The sequence below is a fragment of the Aureibacillus halotolerans genome, assembly GCF_004363045.1.
Taxonomy (GTDB): Bacteria; Bacillota; Bacilli; order Bacillales; family DSM-28697; genus Aureibacillus; species Aureibacillus halotolerans.
The window spans coordinates 26,322-42,943 of record NZ_SNYJ01000009.1 but is presented as its reverse complement, the minus strand read 5'-3'; the positions used below and the strand labels follow the sequence as shown (position 1 = coordinate 42,943).

Sequence of the window (16,622 nt, the reverse complement as noted above, 5' to 3'; positions counted from 1 at the left end):
GAGGGCAACCAATGAACATCCTGTACATTCATCAGTATTTCACGACGAGAGATGGGGCAACAGGCACACGCTCCTATGAGTTTGCCAAGCACCTCGTCGCCCAAGGGCACTCGGTGACAGTCATTACAGGGGATGCACATCTGAAGGCGTATATGCCGGCCTCCGATGAACGCGTTGCTCGCTTTACGATGGATGGCATTGAGGTGGTTGCGATCCGCAATGCCTATTCCAATTACATGAGTACAACAGCGCGTATCAAAAGCTTTCTCTCCTTTATGGCAAAAGCATCAAGACTAAGTCTTCAAGACAAAAACATCGATGTCGTATTGGCAACGTCCACGCCGCTAACGGTCGCGATTCCCGCACTGCTTCGCCGCATGTGGCGCAAGACGCCGTTCGTGTTTGAAGTCCGAGATCTGTGGCCAGAAGCGCCGATCCAAATGGGCATTATCCGCTCCCCCATCGTTAAAAAAGTGTTGAAAACGGTGGAACAGCATACCTATCGCAAGGCAGAGCATGTCATCGCGTTGTCGCCAGGCATGGCCAAAGGGGTAACGGATGAAGGCATTGCAACAGAAAAAGTGACGATGATTCCAAATTGCTCAGATCTATCGCTCTTTGATCCAAGCAAAGCAGCAGCGCCAGAGCTACAAGCCAAATACGGACTTGAAGGCAAGTTTGTCGTCGTACATGGCGGCTCCATGGGCATTGCCAATGGCCTTCAGTGTGTCGTCGAGGCGGCAGCGGCCCTGAAACGACGTCAGGATGACTCCGTCGCCTTTCTGCTTACAGGTGATGGGAAAACGAAACCAGAGCTCGAGGAAGCCTGCCGACGTGAAGGACTCGACAATATCCACTTTACCGGCAGTGTCCCTCGCAAGGACATGCCAGATATTCTTGCGCTTGCGGATCTCACACTCACATCGTTTCAAAAGGTGCCGATTTTAGCGACAAATTCGCCAAACAAGTTTTTCGATGCGATGGCTGCCGGAAAGCCTATCCTTGTCAATTCAAATGGTTGGACCCGGCAAATCGTTGAAGGCTGTAAGATTGGCGAATACGTTGATCCTGACGAACCAGAAGCGTTTGCTGATACGCTGCAGCGCTTGAAGCAGGACCCTGAGTGGCTTGAGGAAATGGGCAAACGCGCACGCGCTGTTGCTGAAAATGATTATGATCGTCAAAAGCTTGCGCTGCATGTGGAGCGCGTCTTAACGAATGCCGTTCGCCCAGCGTCAGCCCATCGCTTAAAAGAAGCACAGGCCCGGAAGTTTTAAAACGCGAACAGGAGGAGAGGCATCATGCGCATAAAAAAAGCCATTATTCCCGCAGCTGGTATGGGCACACGCTTTTTGCCAGCCACGAAAGCACAGCCAAAGGAAATGCTGCCGATCGTTGATCAACCAACGATTCAATACATCGTTGAGGAGGCCGTGGCCGCGGGCATTGAAGACATTCTCATCGTCACCGGTCGAGGCAAGCGAGCGATTGAAGATCATTTTGACAAATCGTATGAGCTCGAGGACGCCCTCCAGCAACGCAACAAAACGAAGCAGCTCCAATCCGTTCAAGCCATTGCCGACATGGCGAACATTCATTATATCCGTCAAAAGGAGCCGAAGGGCCTCGGACACGCCATTTATTGTGCCCGTCGCTTTATCGGCTCTGATCCGTTTGCCGTGCTCCTTGGCGATGACATCGTACAGGCTGATACCCCGTGCATGAAGCAATTGATTGATATTTACAACACCCATCAGGCCAGTGTCGTTGGTGTGCAAGAGGTGCCACTGTTTGATGTTGAAAAATATGGCATCGTTGAACCGGCCGAGGACATGCTTGCACCAAACCTCGTTCGTGCCAAGCATCTCGTTGAAAAGCCATCTGTACACGAGGCGCCTTCCCAATATGCGGTTATGGGACGTTATGTGCTTGAAGCAAGCATTTTTGACATTCTCGAAACGCTGCCACCAGGAGCGGGAGGCGAGATTCAGCTCACTGATGCCTTAAATGTCCTCAGTCAGCAGCAGACCGTTCTCGCCTACAATTTTGCCGGCAAACGCTATGACGTTGGCGACAAAGCAGGCTTTATCAAAGCGACCATTGATTTTGCTCTTCAGCGTGATGAGTTAAAGGATGATATTCGCGACTACCTCCAGCAAGTGCTCAAGCAATCTCTAGTGAAAGGATAGATTCCGATGAAACGAATTGCCGTCATAGGTACAGGCTATGTTGGATTAGTCACAGGAACGATTTTTGCACACACGGGGAATCGCGTTGTTTGCTGTGATGTGGATGCACGAAAAATTGACCAGCTACAGGCAGGTCATATGCCGATCTTTGAACCGGGCCTTTCTGACATCGTGGAAACGAGTGTCCGTGAGGAGCGTCTTTCCTTTTCGACCGATTTGACAGCAGCTATTCAAGAGGCCGACATTTTATACATCGCTGTAGGCACGCCAATGTCTGCGAAAGGCGACGCTGATATGACGTACATCAATCGGGTGGCGATGACAATCGCCGAGGCCATTAACAGCCCAAAAATCGTTGTCATTAAAAGCACGGTTCCCGTTGGTACAGGCCATCGTGTCGGTCAGCTAATCCGGGAACACCGCGCAGCACCTCACGAGGTGGCCATGGTGTCGAATCCAGAATTTTTACGGGAGGGCACAGCCGTCAAGGACGCACTAGCGATGGAGCGTGCCGTCATTGGCACGAGCAGTGAGGTCGCGTACAAGGAAATTGCTTCCTTACATGAAACGCTTGCGAAAACGATTATGCGCACATCGATTGAAAGCGCCGAGATGATCAAATACGCCTCCAATGCATTTTTAGCAACAAAAATATCCTTCATTAATGACATCGCGTCAATTTGTGAAGCGACAGGGGCAGATGTTTCTGATATCGCTCGTGGTATGGGGCTTGACCCACGCATCGGTCACCAATTTCTAAAGGCCGGTGTTGGCTTTGGCGGCTCCTGCTTTCCAAAAGATACGAAGGCCCTGATGCGAATTGCCGAAACGAACGGCATGCGTTTCCCATTGATGAATGCTGTGATTGAAACAAATGAACGCATGCGCCGGTCCATTGTTGATAAGGTCAACAACGCAGCCAACGGATTGCAAGGAAAAACGGTTGCTGTATTTGGACTTGCCTTCAAGCCAGACACGAACGATATGCGCGACGCCCCTGCGTTGGACATTATTCCTGCGTTGCGAGAGCATGGCGCCACCGTCAAAGCGTACGACCCAATTGCCATTCCAGAAGCACGAGAAGTGCTCGGCTCACGAGCGAGTTATCATACATCACTCTATGAAGCTGCCAAAGGTGCCGATGTCATTCTCGTGCTTACTGAGTGGAAGGACATTCTGCAAGCCGACTATCACCGCTTGTATGCATTAATGAATCATCCGGCTGTGCTTGTTGATGGGCGCAATTGCTTGCCTGACATGGCCTATTCAGCTGGCTTTGATATCCGTCAAGTCGGGCGAAATTACGAGCCGCACACATTGGCAAAAGCGGCTTCCTCGGGGTGATGGTGTGAAGAGACTGTTTGATTTCTTCGTCTCGCTTTCTCTCATCGTTGTGCTTTCTCCCGTCTTGCTCGTCACCGCCGTGTTGATCGCTGTGTTTCTCGGTCGGCCTGTTCTGTTTATGCAACGTCGGCCAGGCCTTCACGGCAAGCCGTTTTATGTGTACAAGTTTCGTAGTATGACAGAGGCACGCGACGAACAGGGGGTTCTCCTGTCGGATGAAAAACGGCTGACCCCTTTTGGCCAATTCATTCGCAAAGCGAGCCTTGATGAACTCCCCCAGTTGTTCAATGTCGTCAAAGGGGAGCTGTCGCTTGTTGGTCCGCGTCCGCTGTTGGAGGAGTACTTGCCCCTTTATACAGAGGAGCAGGCCCGTCGGCATGACGTACGCCCTGGCATCACAGGCTTGGCGCAGGTAAACGGGCGCAACACGATCTCCTGGGAGGACAAATTTGCGCTTGATGTCTCGTATGTAGATTCTCAATCGTTTCGTTTGGACCTGAAAATTCTCTGGCTGACGTTTGTGAAAGTGCTAAAAAAAGAAGGAGTGAACAAGGATGGACATGCGACCACCGAACGCTTCACCGGCAGCGATCGTTCTCATCGGGAACGGGCAGCACGCGAAAGTCATTAAAGAAGCCGTGGAGGCAGGCGGCGGGCGTGTCGTCGCCATTGCCGATGACAACGTGACAGAGCGTTATGAAACGGCTGACGTCATTTATGCGCCGGTAAAGGACGTGGCTGCGCTGCTCCTACAGTTTGCCGCAAAGGCCGTTCTTGCGATTGGCAACAACCGCACACGCATGGAAGTCGCAAAAAGCTTGAGCTTGTTAGAAGACGCCTATGGCACGGTCATTCATCCGTCCGCGATCGTTAGTCCGAGCGCTGCGATCGGACCGGGAACGGTCGTGATGGCAGGCGCCATTATTCAGACGGATGCGTCTCTAGGGGCCCATTCCATTCTAAATACACGGGCTTCCCTTGATCATGATTCGGCGGCAGGCAATTTTGTTCATCTATGTCCTGGCGTCGTCACGGCAGGCGAAGTTGTCATTGAAACGGGCGCTATGGTCGGCACAGGTGCAACAATCCTGCCACGGACAACCGTTGCGAAATGGAGCACGGTCGCAGCGGGCGCTGTTGTCACACATCACACACCAGCCTTTACGACCGTCGCTGGTGTCCCCGCACGACCACTTGTTCAGAAACGAAAAGGAGGCGCAAAATGAAGATTCCAATGCTAGACTTAACAGCACAATATGCATCCTTAAAAGAAGAAATGAATGCCCGCATTGTTCAGTGCATTGAACGCGGGCATTTTATTTTAGGTGAAGAGGTTCGCGAACTAGAAGCGCGACTTGCCTCACTTTCCAACGTCAGTCACGGCATCGGCGTTGGCAGCGGCAGTGATGCCTTGTACATTGCACTCGCAGCCTGTGGACTGAAGGAAGGAGACGAGGTCATTACGACACCGTTTACCTTTTTCGCGACCGCTGGAGCCATTGCGAGAACAGGGGCAACACCAGTGTTTGCCGATATTGATCCCGTCAGCTTTAACATCGACCCTGATGCTGTCGCAAAAGCGATCACAGCAAAAACGAAGGCGATTTTGCCGGTGCATCTCTATGGTCAAACGGCCGACATGGGGCGATTGCGTGACCTCGCTGATGCCCATAAGCTCTGGCTGATTGAGGACGCCGCTCAATCCATTGGGGCCTCCTTTGCCGGCGAACGAACAGGACAGCTTTCCGATGCCGCCTGCTACAGCTTTTTTCCCTCGAAAAACCTCGGTGCATACGGCGACGGCGGAATGATCGTGACGAAACACGATGAGCTTGCCGAGACAATGCGGATTTTACGTGTGCACGGCAGTAAACCAAAATATTATCATCAAATGCTCGGTATCAATAGTCGGTTGGATGAGCTCCAAGCCGCCATTTTAAATGTGAAAGCTACCTTTTTAGAAGAATGGAGCGAAAGTCGCAGACAAGTGGCGACGATTTACAACGAATTGTTTCAAGAGGTGTCTGTTCCCGTGGAAACGCCATACATAGGGGAGCAGCACGTATCGATTTTTCACCAATACACCATTCGCACAACGTCGCGCGACGCGTTGCAAAATGCCTTGTCAGAAAAAGGCATTGCCACAATGGTGTATTACCCTGTGCCGATGCATCTTCAGCCAGTGTTCGCGTCACTTGGTTACAAGGAAGGCGATTTTCCCGAAGCGGAACGAGCATGCAAGGAAGCTCTGTCGTTGCCAATGTACCCTGAACTAACAAAAGAAGACCAAACAAAAGTAGTGGCTGCCATCTCACATTTTTTCAAGGAGGCGCTTGTGAAATGAAGAAAGTCGTCACGATTATCGGCACACGTCCCCAGCTTGTCAAAGCGGCTGTCGTCAGCAGTGCGCTGCGGAAGAAAACAAAGGAAGTGCTTGTCAATACTGGACAGCATTATGACCACAATATGGCCGGTGTCTTTTTTGAAGAGCTTGGCATTCCAGCACCAGATTACAACCTCAACATTGGGTCAGGCACACACGGCGCACAAACCGGAGCGATGCTTACAGAGGTGGAGAAGGTCCTTGAAAACGAGCAGCCCGATGGCGTGCTCGTGTATGGCGACACAAACTCAACCCTGGCAGGAACACTGGCCGCCAGCAAGATGCACATTCCTGTCTTCCATGTCGAAGCTGGATTACGCAGCTACAACAAGGAGATGCCTGAGGAAATTAATCGCATCATGACCGACCACGTGTCGACGTTGCTTTTTGCCCCAACAGAAACCGCGGTGATCAACTTAAAAGACGAAGGCATTTCCGAAGGAGTCATTAAAACAGGTGATGTCATGTATGATGCTACCCTGCGTTTTATCCAGGCAGCAGAACGAGACCGCTCGCTGGAAAGCTTCGGACTCACCTCCGACCAGTTTATCCTCGCAACGGTGCATCGTGCGGAAAACACCGATCGTCCAGAACGTTTGGCCGGTCTTTTCCACGCCTTAAACCGTGCGGAAACGAAGGTCGTCTTGCCGCTGCATCCACGCACGCGGAAAAAGCTGCAAGAAGCCAATTTGTTTCATCTCGTGGAGCATTCGCCAACGATTCAGCTGCTTGATCCGCTGTCGTATTTGGACATGCTGCTCTTGGAAAAGCATGCACGCTATATCGTGACCGACTCAGGTGGTGTTCAGAAGGAAGCTTATTTTGCGCAAACGCCTTGCCTGACCGTGCGCGACGAAACCGAATGGGGCGAAACGATCACGGCGGGCTGGAATCGTCTCGTATCTCCAATCGGTCTCGACTTAGAGGCTGAACGCCGCCAACTGCACCCGTTGGAAGGGACGACGACGCTATACGGGGATGGGCACGCTTCTGAGCACATCGCTGACCATATCGCCAGTGAGCTCCAAAAGGAGGAGGTGGGCACATGGGCCGCCCATTCGTAGTCAACGGCAGCACTGCAACGAAAATGATGACCTCGAGAGACACCGTCGTCATTCAAGGCCAGGCATCGATTGACCCAACAGCGTCCATTAGCGCCTTTGTCACGATCGGAAATGGCGTGACGATCGGAGCTGGAGCAATCATCGAAACAGGTGTCGTGTTGCACGATAACGCCTATGTCGGCGCAGGCGCACGCCTCAAACCCCATGCCGTCCTAGGACCAGCAGCCGTCGTCGGAGCGAATAGCTTGCTTCACATCGGTGCGATCGTCGAGGAAAACGCCATTCTTGCTGAAGGTGTTCAGCTCGGCACATACGCATCGGTTGGAGCAGGCGCAGAGGTTGGCACAAGCAGTGTCATTGATCGTTATGCGTCTGTTGGTACACGTGTCGTCGTTGGCGAAGGCTGCTGGGTTCAACAAGGCACCGATGTTGCTGAAGGCGTCAAGCTCGGAAACGACGTTGAGCTTGGTGCCCATGTCCGCTTATATCCGCTTACCGAAGTCGGGCAAGGCAACATCATTCAAGACCATGCGGTTGTTGGAAAACAGCCTGTCCGCGCCAAAGCCTCTGCTCTGCCAGAGACAAAACGAGCGAAACCCCCTGCCGTGCTCGGAGCAGGCGTAACGGTTGGCACCCAAGCCGTGCTCTATGCAGGCGCCATCATTGAGGACGACGTCTTTATTGCCGATCTCGCCACTGTGCGCGATGCCGTTTTTGTCGGTGCCAAGTCCATTGTCGGCCGTGGGGTGGCGATCGAAAACGATTGCCGCATTGGCGAACGCTGCAAGCTTGAGACGAACGCTTACGTGACGGCGTACTCCACCTTGGAGGACGACGTCTTTATCGCGCCAGGCGTCATCACGACAAACGACAATTACATGGCGCGCTCTGACAAGCGCTTCGCCGCCTTCAAAGGCGTGACCGTCAAACGCGGTGGGCGTATCGGCGCCAATAGCACCATCCTGCCAGGCCGCACCATTGCCGAAGAAGGCGCCGTCGCAGCCGGCAGCATCGTCACCAAAGACGTCAGCCCCGCCACCATCGTCGTCGGCGCCCCCGCCAAATATTTACGCGACGTGCCGGCGGATCAGCGATTGGAGTAAGGGGGCGGTGCTTGGCGCAGAGAAAGTGCCCGAAATTAGGAGAGAAGTGCCCGAAAAAAGAAGAGAAGTGCCCGAAAAAAAGGCATAAGTGTCCGGAAATGGGAAGAAAGTGCCCGAAATAATGGTGCAAGTGTCCGAACGCAGAGGAAGTGCCCGAAAATAGAAGAGAAGTGCCCGAAAAAGAGGCATAAGTGTCCGGAAATGGGAAGAAAGTGCCCGAAATAATGGTGCAAGTGTCCGAACGCAGAGGAAGTGCCCGAAAATAGAAGAGAAGTGCCCGAAAAAAAGGCATAAGTGTCCGGAAATGGAAAGAAAGTGCCCGAAATAATGGTGCAAGTGTCCGAAAAAAGAAGTGGCACTGGACCAATAGTGAAAGGGCCACAATGTGAAACAAAGCACAAACATAAATAGAAATAAATGAAAAATTATTGAATGATCCGCGTGGAAGATCTGCCAGAGAATGATTGAGGAGGAACGAGACCATGAAGGATAAAATATTATTGTCGCCACCGCATATGACAGGCGAAGAAGAAGCGATGGTCGCAGAAACCATCGCGTCCAACTGGATTGCTCCACTAGGTCCGCAAGTAGATGCATTCGAGCGAGAGCTGGCCAATATGGTATGGAAAAAAGGCGGCGCTGCCATGTCTTCTGGCACTGCCGCTATTCATTTGGCTCTGAAATTAGTAAATGTGCGCCCGGGGGACTTGGTCTTTTGTTCTTCATTGACCTTTGTGGCCAGCGCCAATCCGGTGCTGTATGAAAAAGCAATTCCTGTCTTTATTGATTCCGAGCCAGACACGTGGAACATGTCCCCGGTCGCGCTAGAAAAAGCATTAATGGAGGCGAAGCGACAAGGGGCATTGCCAAAAGCGGTGATCGTCGTGAATCTATATGGTCAGAGCGCCAAAATGGCCGAGCTTGCCGAGCTATGCGATGCATACCGTGTGCCGATGATTGAGGACGCTGCCGAATCGCTTGGCTCCTCCTATCAAGGGCGCCCGAGCGGTTCATTCGGGAAGTTTGGTATTTATTCATTCAACGGCAACAAAATCATCACCACTTCAGGAGGCGGCATGCTCGTCTCGGATGACCTCGACGCGCTAGAGCGGGCAAGGTTTTTGGCTTCCCAAGCACGTGACCAAGCTGCGCACTACGAGCATTCGCAGATCGGCTACAACTATCGAATGAGCAACGTGCTCGCCGCTATTGGCCGTGTCCAGCTCGCGAGCCTGCACGAGAAAGTGCAAGCCCGACGCGCGATTTTTGAACGCTACTCCAACGCTTTCCGTAGCATTCCTGGCCTAACGATGATGCCGCAGCTGGCTGGGACGCGATCGAATCGCTGGCTTACAACATTTACACTCGCGCCATCAACAGGTAGTTCCTCCGAAGTGTTGGCGCAGCTGAACGCAGCTAACATTGAGGCTCGTCCTGTCTGGAAACCGTTGCACTTGCAGCCGCTCTTCAGAGACGCCGCCTTTTTCAGCCATGACGATACTCGCAGCCCCATCAGCGAAGGGCTCTTCGCCACCGGCATTTGCCTGCCTTCCGGTTCAAGCCTGACTCACGAACAGCAGCTCCGCGTCATCCGCACCATTCGCCACGCCGTCGCCCCAAAGCGCAGCGTGCTGTAACGAATGGATCGACCCGCATCGCCTAAGGGCGGTGCGGGCTTTTTGGCGTGCAATTTAATTGGGGTTGTAGAGCTAGGTGACCCTAACGGTGGTGAAGGGCCCAGAAAAGTCGTTGAAGTGCGCGAAAACCGTCAATTTGCGCGCGAAAAATCGAAGTCGGCGCGCGAAAATCCGTGATGAGTGCGCGCAAAACAAAGGGTCGTGCTCGAAATAGAAAAAGTGCGCGAAAACCGTCAAGTAGTGCGCGGAAAATCATAGTCGGCGCGCGAAAATCCGGGACAAACGCGCGAAAAACAAAGGGTCATGCTCGAAACAGAAGGAGTGACCGAAAGACAAAGAGGATCTTGCCCTCGCGCAAGATCCTCCCTTTATCATCGTCATTTTCTCGTGAAATCTAGATCGGGCAATGCATAGAGTTGGCTTTTTGCTCGGCCGTCTGCTGGTCGCAGCTTCATATTCTGAATGAGCCGTAAAGCGGTATGACGTGAGGATAGCCCCAAAAACCTCTGCAACTCCTTCCGTGTCAACGTGTCTCCGAACAATAGCTGATACTCATACAGCGCTTGGACATGAGCGACTTTGCTGATCGCTTCACAATGATGGCATTTCCATGAACCATGGACACGGCGCATACTACCCTTCGAGCAAGTCGGACAAAACACACCTTTCATTACATCGGTTTCGGATAATTGAAAATAGGAGAGGATGTTGAATCGTTGTGGGGTGTGCGCCTGAAGGAGTGCGTTGGCCAATTGCTGCTGGATCTCACGACGGAGCACTCGTTTCGAGTAATGCGATTCCAGCTTGGTCATCACGGCGGGGAGGATTTCCAAATGGCCAATACGAGCGCTTGACACATCTGGCCCTTTTATCAAAGTATTCCCATTCGTGAAGAGTACTAACGTCTCCACGGGCAGGAGCGGAAAACGATTCTCCTTCAACCATTTCACGAATTGTGTTTTCTGCCGCTCCACCTGCAGGAGGGGGTTTGAAAAACGCTCTTCCTTGTCATTAAACGTGCGGATGCATTGTTGGAATATGGAATCAAACTGAAAGACGCCGGCAATGTTCTTCAGTTCGACGATGAGGGCGAAGGTAGGGGTGACAATCAAGAGGTCTATCTGTGCATGAGCGTGTGGGGTGTCTAGGCGAATGTCACGGAGTACAGCAGCCGCCTCGTCAATAAACGGAAGATAATAATCCACCGATGTTTCGCCGCTAAATCCGGCTTTTCTCGTTGCCAGCTCTTTTTCAATCCTCGGCTGGAGCGGAGAGGAAGGTGGAATTCTCTTCAATAAAGAACGCAGCTGTTCCAGTACAATCGGTTGATCTAATGGTTTTACAAGCATCTCTTTTCTCCTTTCCTATGTCCCTCAAACATTCGACCACGAAACAAAAATCCCTTCTATTTTCCACATCGTTTTAAATAACACCAAATGGATTACTCGTATTTCTCCCCATCATGCAGGGCACACTACCCCAATCCATCTAATTAAACGTTTAATGAACAACAAGACCTCACACCTCAGACGTTACAGCTCTCACAAAAACGGGTAGACAACCAGTAGCGAAGGGAGCGATGAAGATGAAGGAAGAAAGTATGAAGGCGGTCGGCTACGTAAGGCCGTTGCCGATTGAAGAAGAAGAAAGCTTGATGGATGTTGTGATGGCACGACCAAACCCCGAGGGCAAAGATGTGCTCGTTCGTGTCGAGGCGGTATCCGTTAATCCAGTCGATACGAAAATTCGTAAAAACCAGCACCCACAAGGAGACACACCCACCATTTTAGGCTTTGATGTCGCAGGCGTCGTCGAAGAAGTCGGAAACGATGTGAATTACCTCAAACCAGGTGATGCGGTCTATTACGCTGGTGACAATTCACGGCAAGGCGGAAACAGCGAGTACCATATCGTCGATGAGCGCATCGTTGGACGTATGCCTACGACGCTCAATTACGCCGCGTCCGCAGCCATTCCGCTCACTGGACTAACAGCGTGGGAAGCCTTGTTCGACCGCGCTGGTCTAAAGGAAGAGGAAAACGGCAACGAAGGGAAAACGATTCTTATCATTGGTGCCGCGGGCGGTGTCGGCTCAATGGCCACCCAACTTGCACGTTTTGCTGGGCTCCACGTGATTGGCACAGCGTCACGCGAGGATACCGAGCAATGGGCGAAAGAGAACGGCGCGCATTCGACGATTAATCACCACGACGAGCTCTTGCCACAGCTGGAGGAGCTAGGCATCGATAAACTTGACATTGTGTTCGCTGCCAATGATCTTCAGCCACATTGGGAAGACCTTCTGCACATTATGGCTCCTCAAGGCAACATTGTATCCATCGTGCCCTTTGCGAGCGCCGTCAATCTGAACCCCGTGTTTTCAAAGGCCGTTCGTTTCAGCTGGGAGTCAATGTTTGCTCGCCCGCGTTTTCAAACGGACGACATCGAGCGCCAACGAGACATTCTCAACAAAATATCTGGCCTGCTTGATGCCGGTATTCTCAAAACGACCGTCAGCGAAGTGCTCCAACCAATCAACGCCGAAACGCTGCGACAGGCACATAAAGCCGTCGAAACGGGCAATATGATTGGCAAAATTGTCGTCGAAAGCTTTGAATAAGCCCCATTTCTATGGGTAAGTTTCGCAAGCATCAGATGATCTCTGCACCTTTACACATACGCTCATATCAGTCTAAAGTCTGAGACAAGATCTGACCTCCGAACCTTCTTCTTCCATTACGGGATGGCTATACTAAGAATAGTCATCAACGCGGAAGGGAGGCACGGCTGATGTTTCGAAACATTGTGAGGCGATTTTTTGGATTTATCCTCGCCTATATCGGTCTATCGATAGTACTTGCGACGACGAGTACTGCCCAAATGTTGTTAGGTCCCATTTTTCTAGCAGGTTTTGGCTGGGTGTTGTACGAGCAGAGAAGCATTTGGCTTCGGTATTTGGCCTACATTCATTACACCCTAGCTCTCGTCACCTTTTGTAGCTTTTTTCTACCGCCCGATTTCGTCTACATTGTCCTTGGAGGCGCATTTTTATATCTCGGGTTCTGCATCCTAACCGGGAAGTCATTTGAGTATTATCTGAAGCCCCCTTCCAAGAAAAGCGATGATGAAATTCTGGATGCACTTTGTGAAGAAGAAATCACCAAGTAACAAGCTTAACCCCACCCTATTTAAACCAGCTGACCTATGTTAGCTGGGATTTTTTTGTTTGAAGAAGTATTACAAGGATGGAGAATGCGAAAGTGCGCGCTTACGGATATGCGGTGCGCGAAAATAGCCACGGTCTGCGCGAAAGCAGCCATGGTTTGCGCGAAAAAGAGGAGAGAGTGCGCGAAAATCGACTAATACTGCTCGAAAAGGAGGGGAACCTGCGCGAACCAGCTGGAGGTGCGCGAAAATAGCCACGGTTTGCGCGAAAAAGAGGAGAGAGTGCGCGAAAATCGACTAATATTGCTCGAAACGGAGGTGAACCTGCGCGAACCCCGACATTCAAATTAGAGCGATTCAGCAAGCAGTATTTACCTCTAAGGATATAAAAGGTACGATAAGGTTAACACCATTACGGCAAAGAGAGAGAAGGTGGAAGTGCGTGAGACAATTTACATCTAAACATGGGACGCTGATCTTCACGTTTGTGATACAACCCGCTGAAAAAAGAGGGTCGCGAGTGCCGCATTACACGCTGACGTACAAGGGGGAGAAGCGCGTCGACCTTTCACCTTTAGGTGTAACGGCGGTGCATGTGCAACCGCTTGGCTCTGAAACGCAGCTGAAGAATGTCGAAGAATCGGAAACGGAAGAGGGCCTCTGTGTTCAGCTCCATCTTGAGGAGGACGCCAACCCTAGGAGACAATGGACCATTCACGTCGTGCTCAAAGAAGATCAATTGTCGTTGCGCTATGAGATTCCCGCGCAGCCAAACTGGAGAGCCGCATTGTTCACTGGCGAATGGACAGGGATCGCATTGCCGAGAGACACAGAAGTGGAAGGTGAGGGCATATCCATTATAGAGATGGAGCCAAAAAGATCTTCGCCCGTGCCGATTGTTTATCCCGACGGTGCCAAGGCAGTTGTTGACGGTGCAGACAATATGTTGATCTCCCCCTCAACGATGGTGCCTGGAACGCTGCATTGCCATCCGGGCAATCAACAAACGATCACGACCCTTCCTTATGTTGTTCCTTGGCGCACGATTCACTTCATCTAAAAGGAGAGAAATCATGCAGACGTACATACAAAAGCATTATCAACGCGCGTTAGCTCAACAGGAGAAGGCAAAGGCGAAACGAACGCCACAAGAGCACGCCGACGCATTACAATCTGAATGGACGAACGCCATAGGGACATGCCCGGACGTAGCGGAGGCAGAGCTGCATGTGAATTTGATTCACAGCGTAGAGCGGGACGGGTATAGAGAAGAAAAGGTCGAGCTGCACATCGGTGACGTCGCGACGATGCCAATCTATATTCTTATACCTCACAATGTCACACTGCCAGCCCCCGCCGTGCTCGCCATTCACGGCCACGGCTACGGTCATAATGAAATCGTTGGACGGACACAAACTGGCGAGATCGATGAAGAGGCACCAGGCATTCACCAGCATTTTGCCGTACAGTTAGTGAAACGTGGAGTCATCGCTGTGGCACCTGAAGTGGCCGGCTTTGGCTCACGCCGTCATCCGAAAGACATTGAAACAGACCAACGATCGTCCTGCGCCCGCTTCGCCACCCAACTGCTAATGCTTGGACAAACGCTAACCGGCTATCGCACCGAAGAGCTACTGCAAGTGCTACGTTATATGCAGAAACGAAGTGACATTCAGGAGAACGCTATTGGCATGATGGGTTTTTCCGGAGGCGGCTTGCTTGCTCTAAGTGTCGGCATTCGAAGCACGGTGCCAAAAGCGATCGTTCTTTGCGGGTTTCCGAGCACATTTATCGGCAGCACGATGGATCGCCCGCATTGCCACGACAACTATGCCCCCGGTCTGGCGCTGCCAAGCGAATTGCCTGGCTACATTAGCACGCTTGCACCGCGTCCGCTGTTTATTGAAAGCGGTGACAACGATATGGTGTTTCCTGTTGAGCCAGTCCAAGAGTGTATAGCTGAGGTAAGGAAAGTCTATGAAGCGGCCGGTGCGTCAGAGCACATGGCGCATGACATTTTCCCTGGCGTTCATGAAATCAGCGGTCGGCGATCGTATGATTGGGTAACGTCAAAACTACACTCAAGCACATAAAGAAGAAGGAATCAGAGGCGCATTTGCCAATGATTCCTTTTTTGGTTTTTGTGGGAAAGAACATCAAAAATGGATATAAAAGACCATGTAATGTAACGTACTACACAAAAAGGGGGAGACCTTATGTCAAATCCGCAACCAACGACGAATGAAACGAAATTCAGAGACAAACCGATTACACGCTACGTGGTCTTTGCGTTGTTGTTCCTTGTCTTGCAAATTGTGTTCGGTGTCCTTTACTTGCTTCAGTTATTGCCTGAGATTTTAGCAGTGTATCCAAACTCGTTCTTTTTGAACGTAGCGCTTTCGGTATGTGCAGTTTGTCCCTCTGCTCTAACGAAGCACCAGAAAACGATGTTCAGCTTGGTAGGTTGTCAACTTGCCGTATTTTGTGTTCTACATTTTATTATTGTGACAGGTGGATAAGACACAATTGAAAGGGGAAATTCGAATGCCGAACAATCAACATGGGATGACTAAAATTCCAGAGCCGAGAAAACCTTTCGCCATTCTGTCAGTGTGTATTCTCCTTCTTCATATTGTGTACGTCATTATGTACTTCACACAAAGTCTCCCTTCCGCACTGGCAACTACCGAAATAAAAGAGTTTATCCCGATGATGTTCACAATCGTAGGCTACGCGACGGCGATAGGCTCCCTATACAAATCCGCAACGATCTATCTAGTGCTCAGTCACACCGTCGTCATGATCGTTTTTTCAGCGATCGCTTTTATAAATTAAATGAAAATAAAATGTTTTTATAGGAAGGGAGCATAGGATGATAACGTATAAACCTTTAAGCGAGCTACCGATTAAAATGGCATCCGATTTGTGGAATCTATCATTTGAGAATTATTCAGTGGACGTCTCAATGCCGATGGATCGGTTCATCGACAGAGTGGCTAATGAGGGGCTGTCTTTGACACGATCTTTCGCTTGTTACGTAGATGAGGCACCAGCGGCGATTGTGATGAACGGGTTTCGTCACGTCGGGGAAAGCTTGATGGCATGGAATGGGGGCACTGCAGTTGCGCCTGCATTCCGAAAGCGCGGAATTGGTAAAGCTCTCATGCAACACAATCAAGCGCTTTACATTGCGGAAGGCGTGAAGCGTGCCACATTGGAAGCGATAAGCAGCAACAAGAGCGCTATTCACCTTTATGAGGGGCAAGGCTATTCCGTTATTGACCAATTAAAGCTGTTGTCTTGCAAGAGGCTCAATCCGATGGGTCTAGTAGCGGATAAGCAAACATACGACATTTATAGAAGCCCAGCAGCTGCAGCAACAGCGATTCCTTGGTACCACGTTTGTGATGTTTGGCAGGCAGGACTGCAAAGCTTAAAGAACGGGGAATGCGTCTTCGCTACCAAAGACAACAAAATTGTCAGCTACGGACTTATCCGAAGAGTTTACGATGTTGATGGGAGCGTAAAAGGAATTATTTTGTACCGTCTTGAAACCGCTCCAGACTGTGTTGATGAAAGGGCAGCCCTCTCAGTCATTCTTCGTGAACTATGGCAGCCGGAGCTCGATTGCAAGCGCACGGTCTTTAACATCCCGGCATCGAAACCGCAGCAGCTCAACATTCTTGAGGAAATGGGGTTTAGTGAGACAATGGAGCAAGTGCTGATGGCAAACTAAA

18 protein-coding genes are annotated in these 16,622 nt (G+C 51.1%); 17 read left to right on the top strand and 1 reads right to left on the bottom strand.

Annotation, left to right across the window (positions count from 1 at the left end; all coding sequences use genetic code 11):
* Positions 1-11 precede the first annotated feature (11 nt).
* The 9 genes from EV213_RS11720 (at position 12) to EV213_RS11680 (ending at position 9,720) form a co-directional block, all read left to right on the top strand.
* Positions 12-1,277: a glycosyltransferase family 4 protein gene (locus EV213_RS11720; protein WP_133580733.1), complete on the top strand. Its 1,266-nt coding sequence runs from the start codon at positions 12-14 to the stop codon at positions 1,275-1,277.
* Positions 1,278-1,301: 24 nt separating this feature from the next.
* Positions 1,302-2,189 (top strand): UTP--glucose-1-phosphate uridylyltransferase GalU, encoded by an 888-nt coding sequence (galU, locus tag EV213_RS11715; RefSeq protein WP_133580732.1) that lies wholly within the window; start codon positions 1,302-1,304, stop codon positions 2,187-2,189.
* A 6-nt stretch (positions 2,190-2,195) separates the two neighbouring features.
* Positions 2,196-3,533, top strand: coding sequence for a UDP-glucose dehydrogenase family protein (locus EV213_RS11710; RefSeq protein ID WP_133580731.1), 1,338 nt, complete (start codon positions 2,196-2,198; stop codon positions 3,531-3,533).
* 4 nt (positions 3,534-3,537) lie between these two features.
* Complete coding sequence (locus EV213_RS11705; RefSeq protein ID WP_243740075.1) at positions 3,538-4,164, top strand: sugar transferase; 627 nt, start codon at positions 3,538-3,540, stop codon at positions 4,162-4,164.
* Positions 4,088-4,759 carry an acetyltransferase gene (locus tag EV213_RS11700; RefSeq protein WP_133580729.1) on the top strand — a complete coding sequence of 224 codons (672 nt, stop codon included), beginning with the start codon at positions 4,088-4,090 and terminating at the stop codon, positions 4,757-4,759. Before EV213_RS11705 ends, EV213_RS11700 begins: the two co-directional genes overlap by 77 nt.
* Entirely contained in the window at positions 4,756-5,877 is a 1,122-nt protein-coding gene (locus EV213_RS11695; RefSeq protein WP_133580728.1) for a DegT/DnrJ/EryC1/StrS family aminotransferase, read from the top strand. Before EV213_RS11700 ends, EV213_RS11695 begins: the two co-directional genes overlap by 4 nt.
* A complete protein-coding gene (wecB, locus tag EV213_RS11690) occupies positions 5,874-6,980 on the top strand; it encodes a non-hydrolyzing UDP-N-acetylglucosamine 2-epimerase (RefSeq protein WP_133580727.1) in 1,107 nt (368 codons plus the stop codon). The genes EV213_RS11695 and wecB overlap by 4 nt, the downstream gene beginning before the upstream one ends.
* 23 nt (positions 6,981-7,003) lie before the next feature.
* Positions 7,004-8,083, top strand: a complete 1,080-nt coding sequence (locus EV213_RS11685; protein WP_166639281.1) for an N-acetyltransferase — start codon at positions 7,004-7,006, stop codon at positions 8,081-8,083.
* Between the two features lie 482 nt (positions 8,084-8,565).
* A complete protein-coding gene (locus tag EV213_RS11680) occupies positions 8,566-9,720 on the top strand; it encodes a DegT/DnrJ/EryC1/StrS family aminotransferase (RefSeq protein WP_133580725.1) in 1,155 nt (384 codons plus the stop codon).
* Between the two features lie 377 nt (positions 9,721-10,097).
* Here the strand turns inward: EV213_RS11680 and EV213_RS11675 are convergent, their stop codons facing one another.
* Entirely contained in the window at positions 10,098-11,069 is a 972-nt protein-coding gene (locus tag EV213_RS11675; protein WP_133580724.1) for a nuclease-related domain-containing protein, read from the bottom strand.
* 236 nt (positions 11,070-11,305) lie between these two features.
* Between EV213_RS11675 and EV213_RS11670 the strand changes: the two genes are divergently transcribed.
* From EV213_RS11670 to EV213_RS11640, 8 genes are all read left to right on the top strand, one after another.
* Positions 11,306-12,340: a zinc-binding alcohol dehydrogenase family protein gene (locus EV213_RS11670; protein WP_133580723.1), complete on the top strand. Its 1,035-nt coding sequence runs from the start codon at positions 11,306-11,308 to the stop codon at positions 12,338-12,340.
* A 170-nt stretch (positions 12,341-12,510) separates the two neighbouring features.
* Positions 12,511-12,888: a hypothetical protein gene (locus tag EV213_RS11665; RefSeq protein WP_133580722.1), complete on the top strand. Its 378-nt coding sequence runs from the start codon at positions 12,511-12,513 to the stop codon at positions 12,886-12,888.
* 77 nt (positions 12,889-12,965) lie between these two features.
* The gene (locus EV213_RS20770) at positions 12,966-13,139 is read left to right on the top strand and encodes a hypothetical protein (protein WP_166639280.1); all 174 of its coding nucleotides are present in this window, start codon (positions 12,966-12,968) and stop codon (positions 13,137-13,139) included.
* Between the two features lie 188 nt (positions 13,140-13,327).
* Positions 13,328-13,945, top strand: a complete 618-nt coding sequence (locus tag EV213_RS11660; protein WP_133580721.1) for a hypothetical protein — start codon at positions 13,328-13,330, stop codon at positions 13,943-13,945.
* Positions 13,946-13,958: 13 nt separating this feature from the next.
* On the top strand, positions 13,959-14,978 hold the full coding sequence (locus tag EV213_RS11655; protein WP_166639279.1) for an alpha/beta hydrolase family protein: 1,020 nt from the start codon (positions 13,959-13,961) through the stop codon (positions 14,976-14,978).
* A 123-nt stretch (positions 14,979-15,101) separates the two neighbouring features.
* The gene (locus EV213_RS11650; protein WP_133580719.1) at positions 15,102-15,404 is read left to right on the top strand and encodes a hypothetical protein; all 303 of its coding nucleotides are present in this window, start codon (positions 15,102-15,104) and stop codon (positions 15,402-15,404) included.
* 25 nt (positions 15,405-15,429) lie between these two features.
* Entirely contained in the window at positions 15,430-15,720 is a 291-nt protein-coding gene (locus tag EV213_RS11645) for a hypothetical protein (RefSeq protein ID WP_133580718.1), read from the top strand.
* A 37-nt stretch (positions 15,721-15,757) separates the two neighbouring features.
* Positions 15,758-16,621, top strand: a complete 864-nt coding sequence (locus EV213_RS11640; RefSeq protein ID WP_133580717.1) for a GNAT family N-acetyltransferase — start codon at positions 15,758-15,760, stop codon at positions 16,619-16,621.
* Position 16,622: the final 1 nt, after the last annotated feature.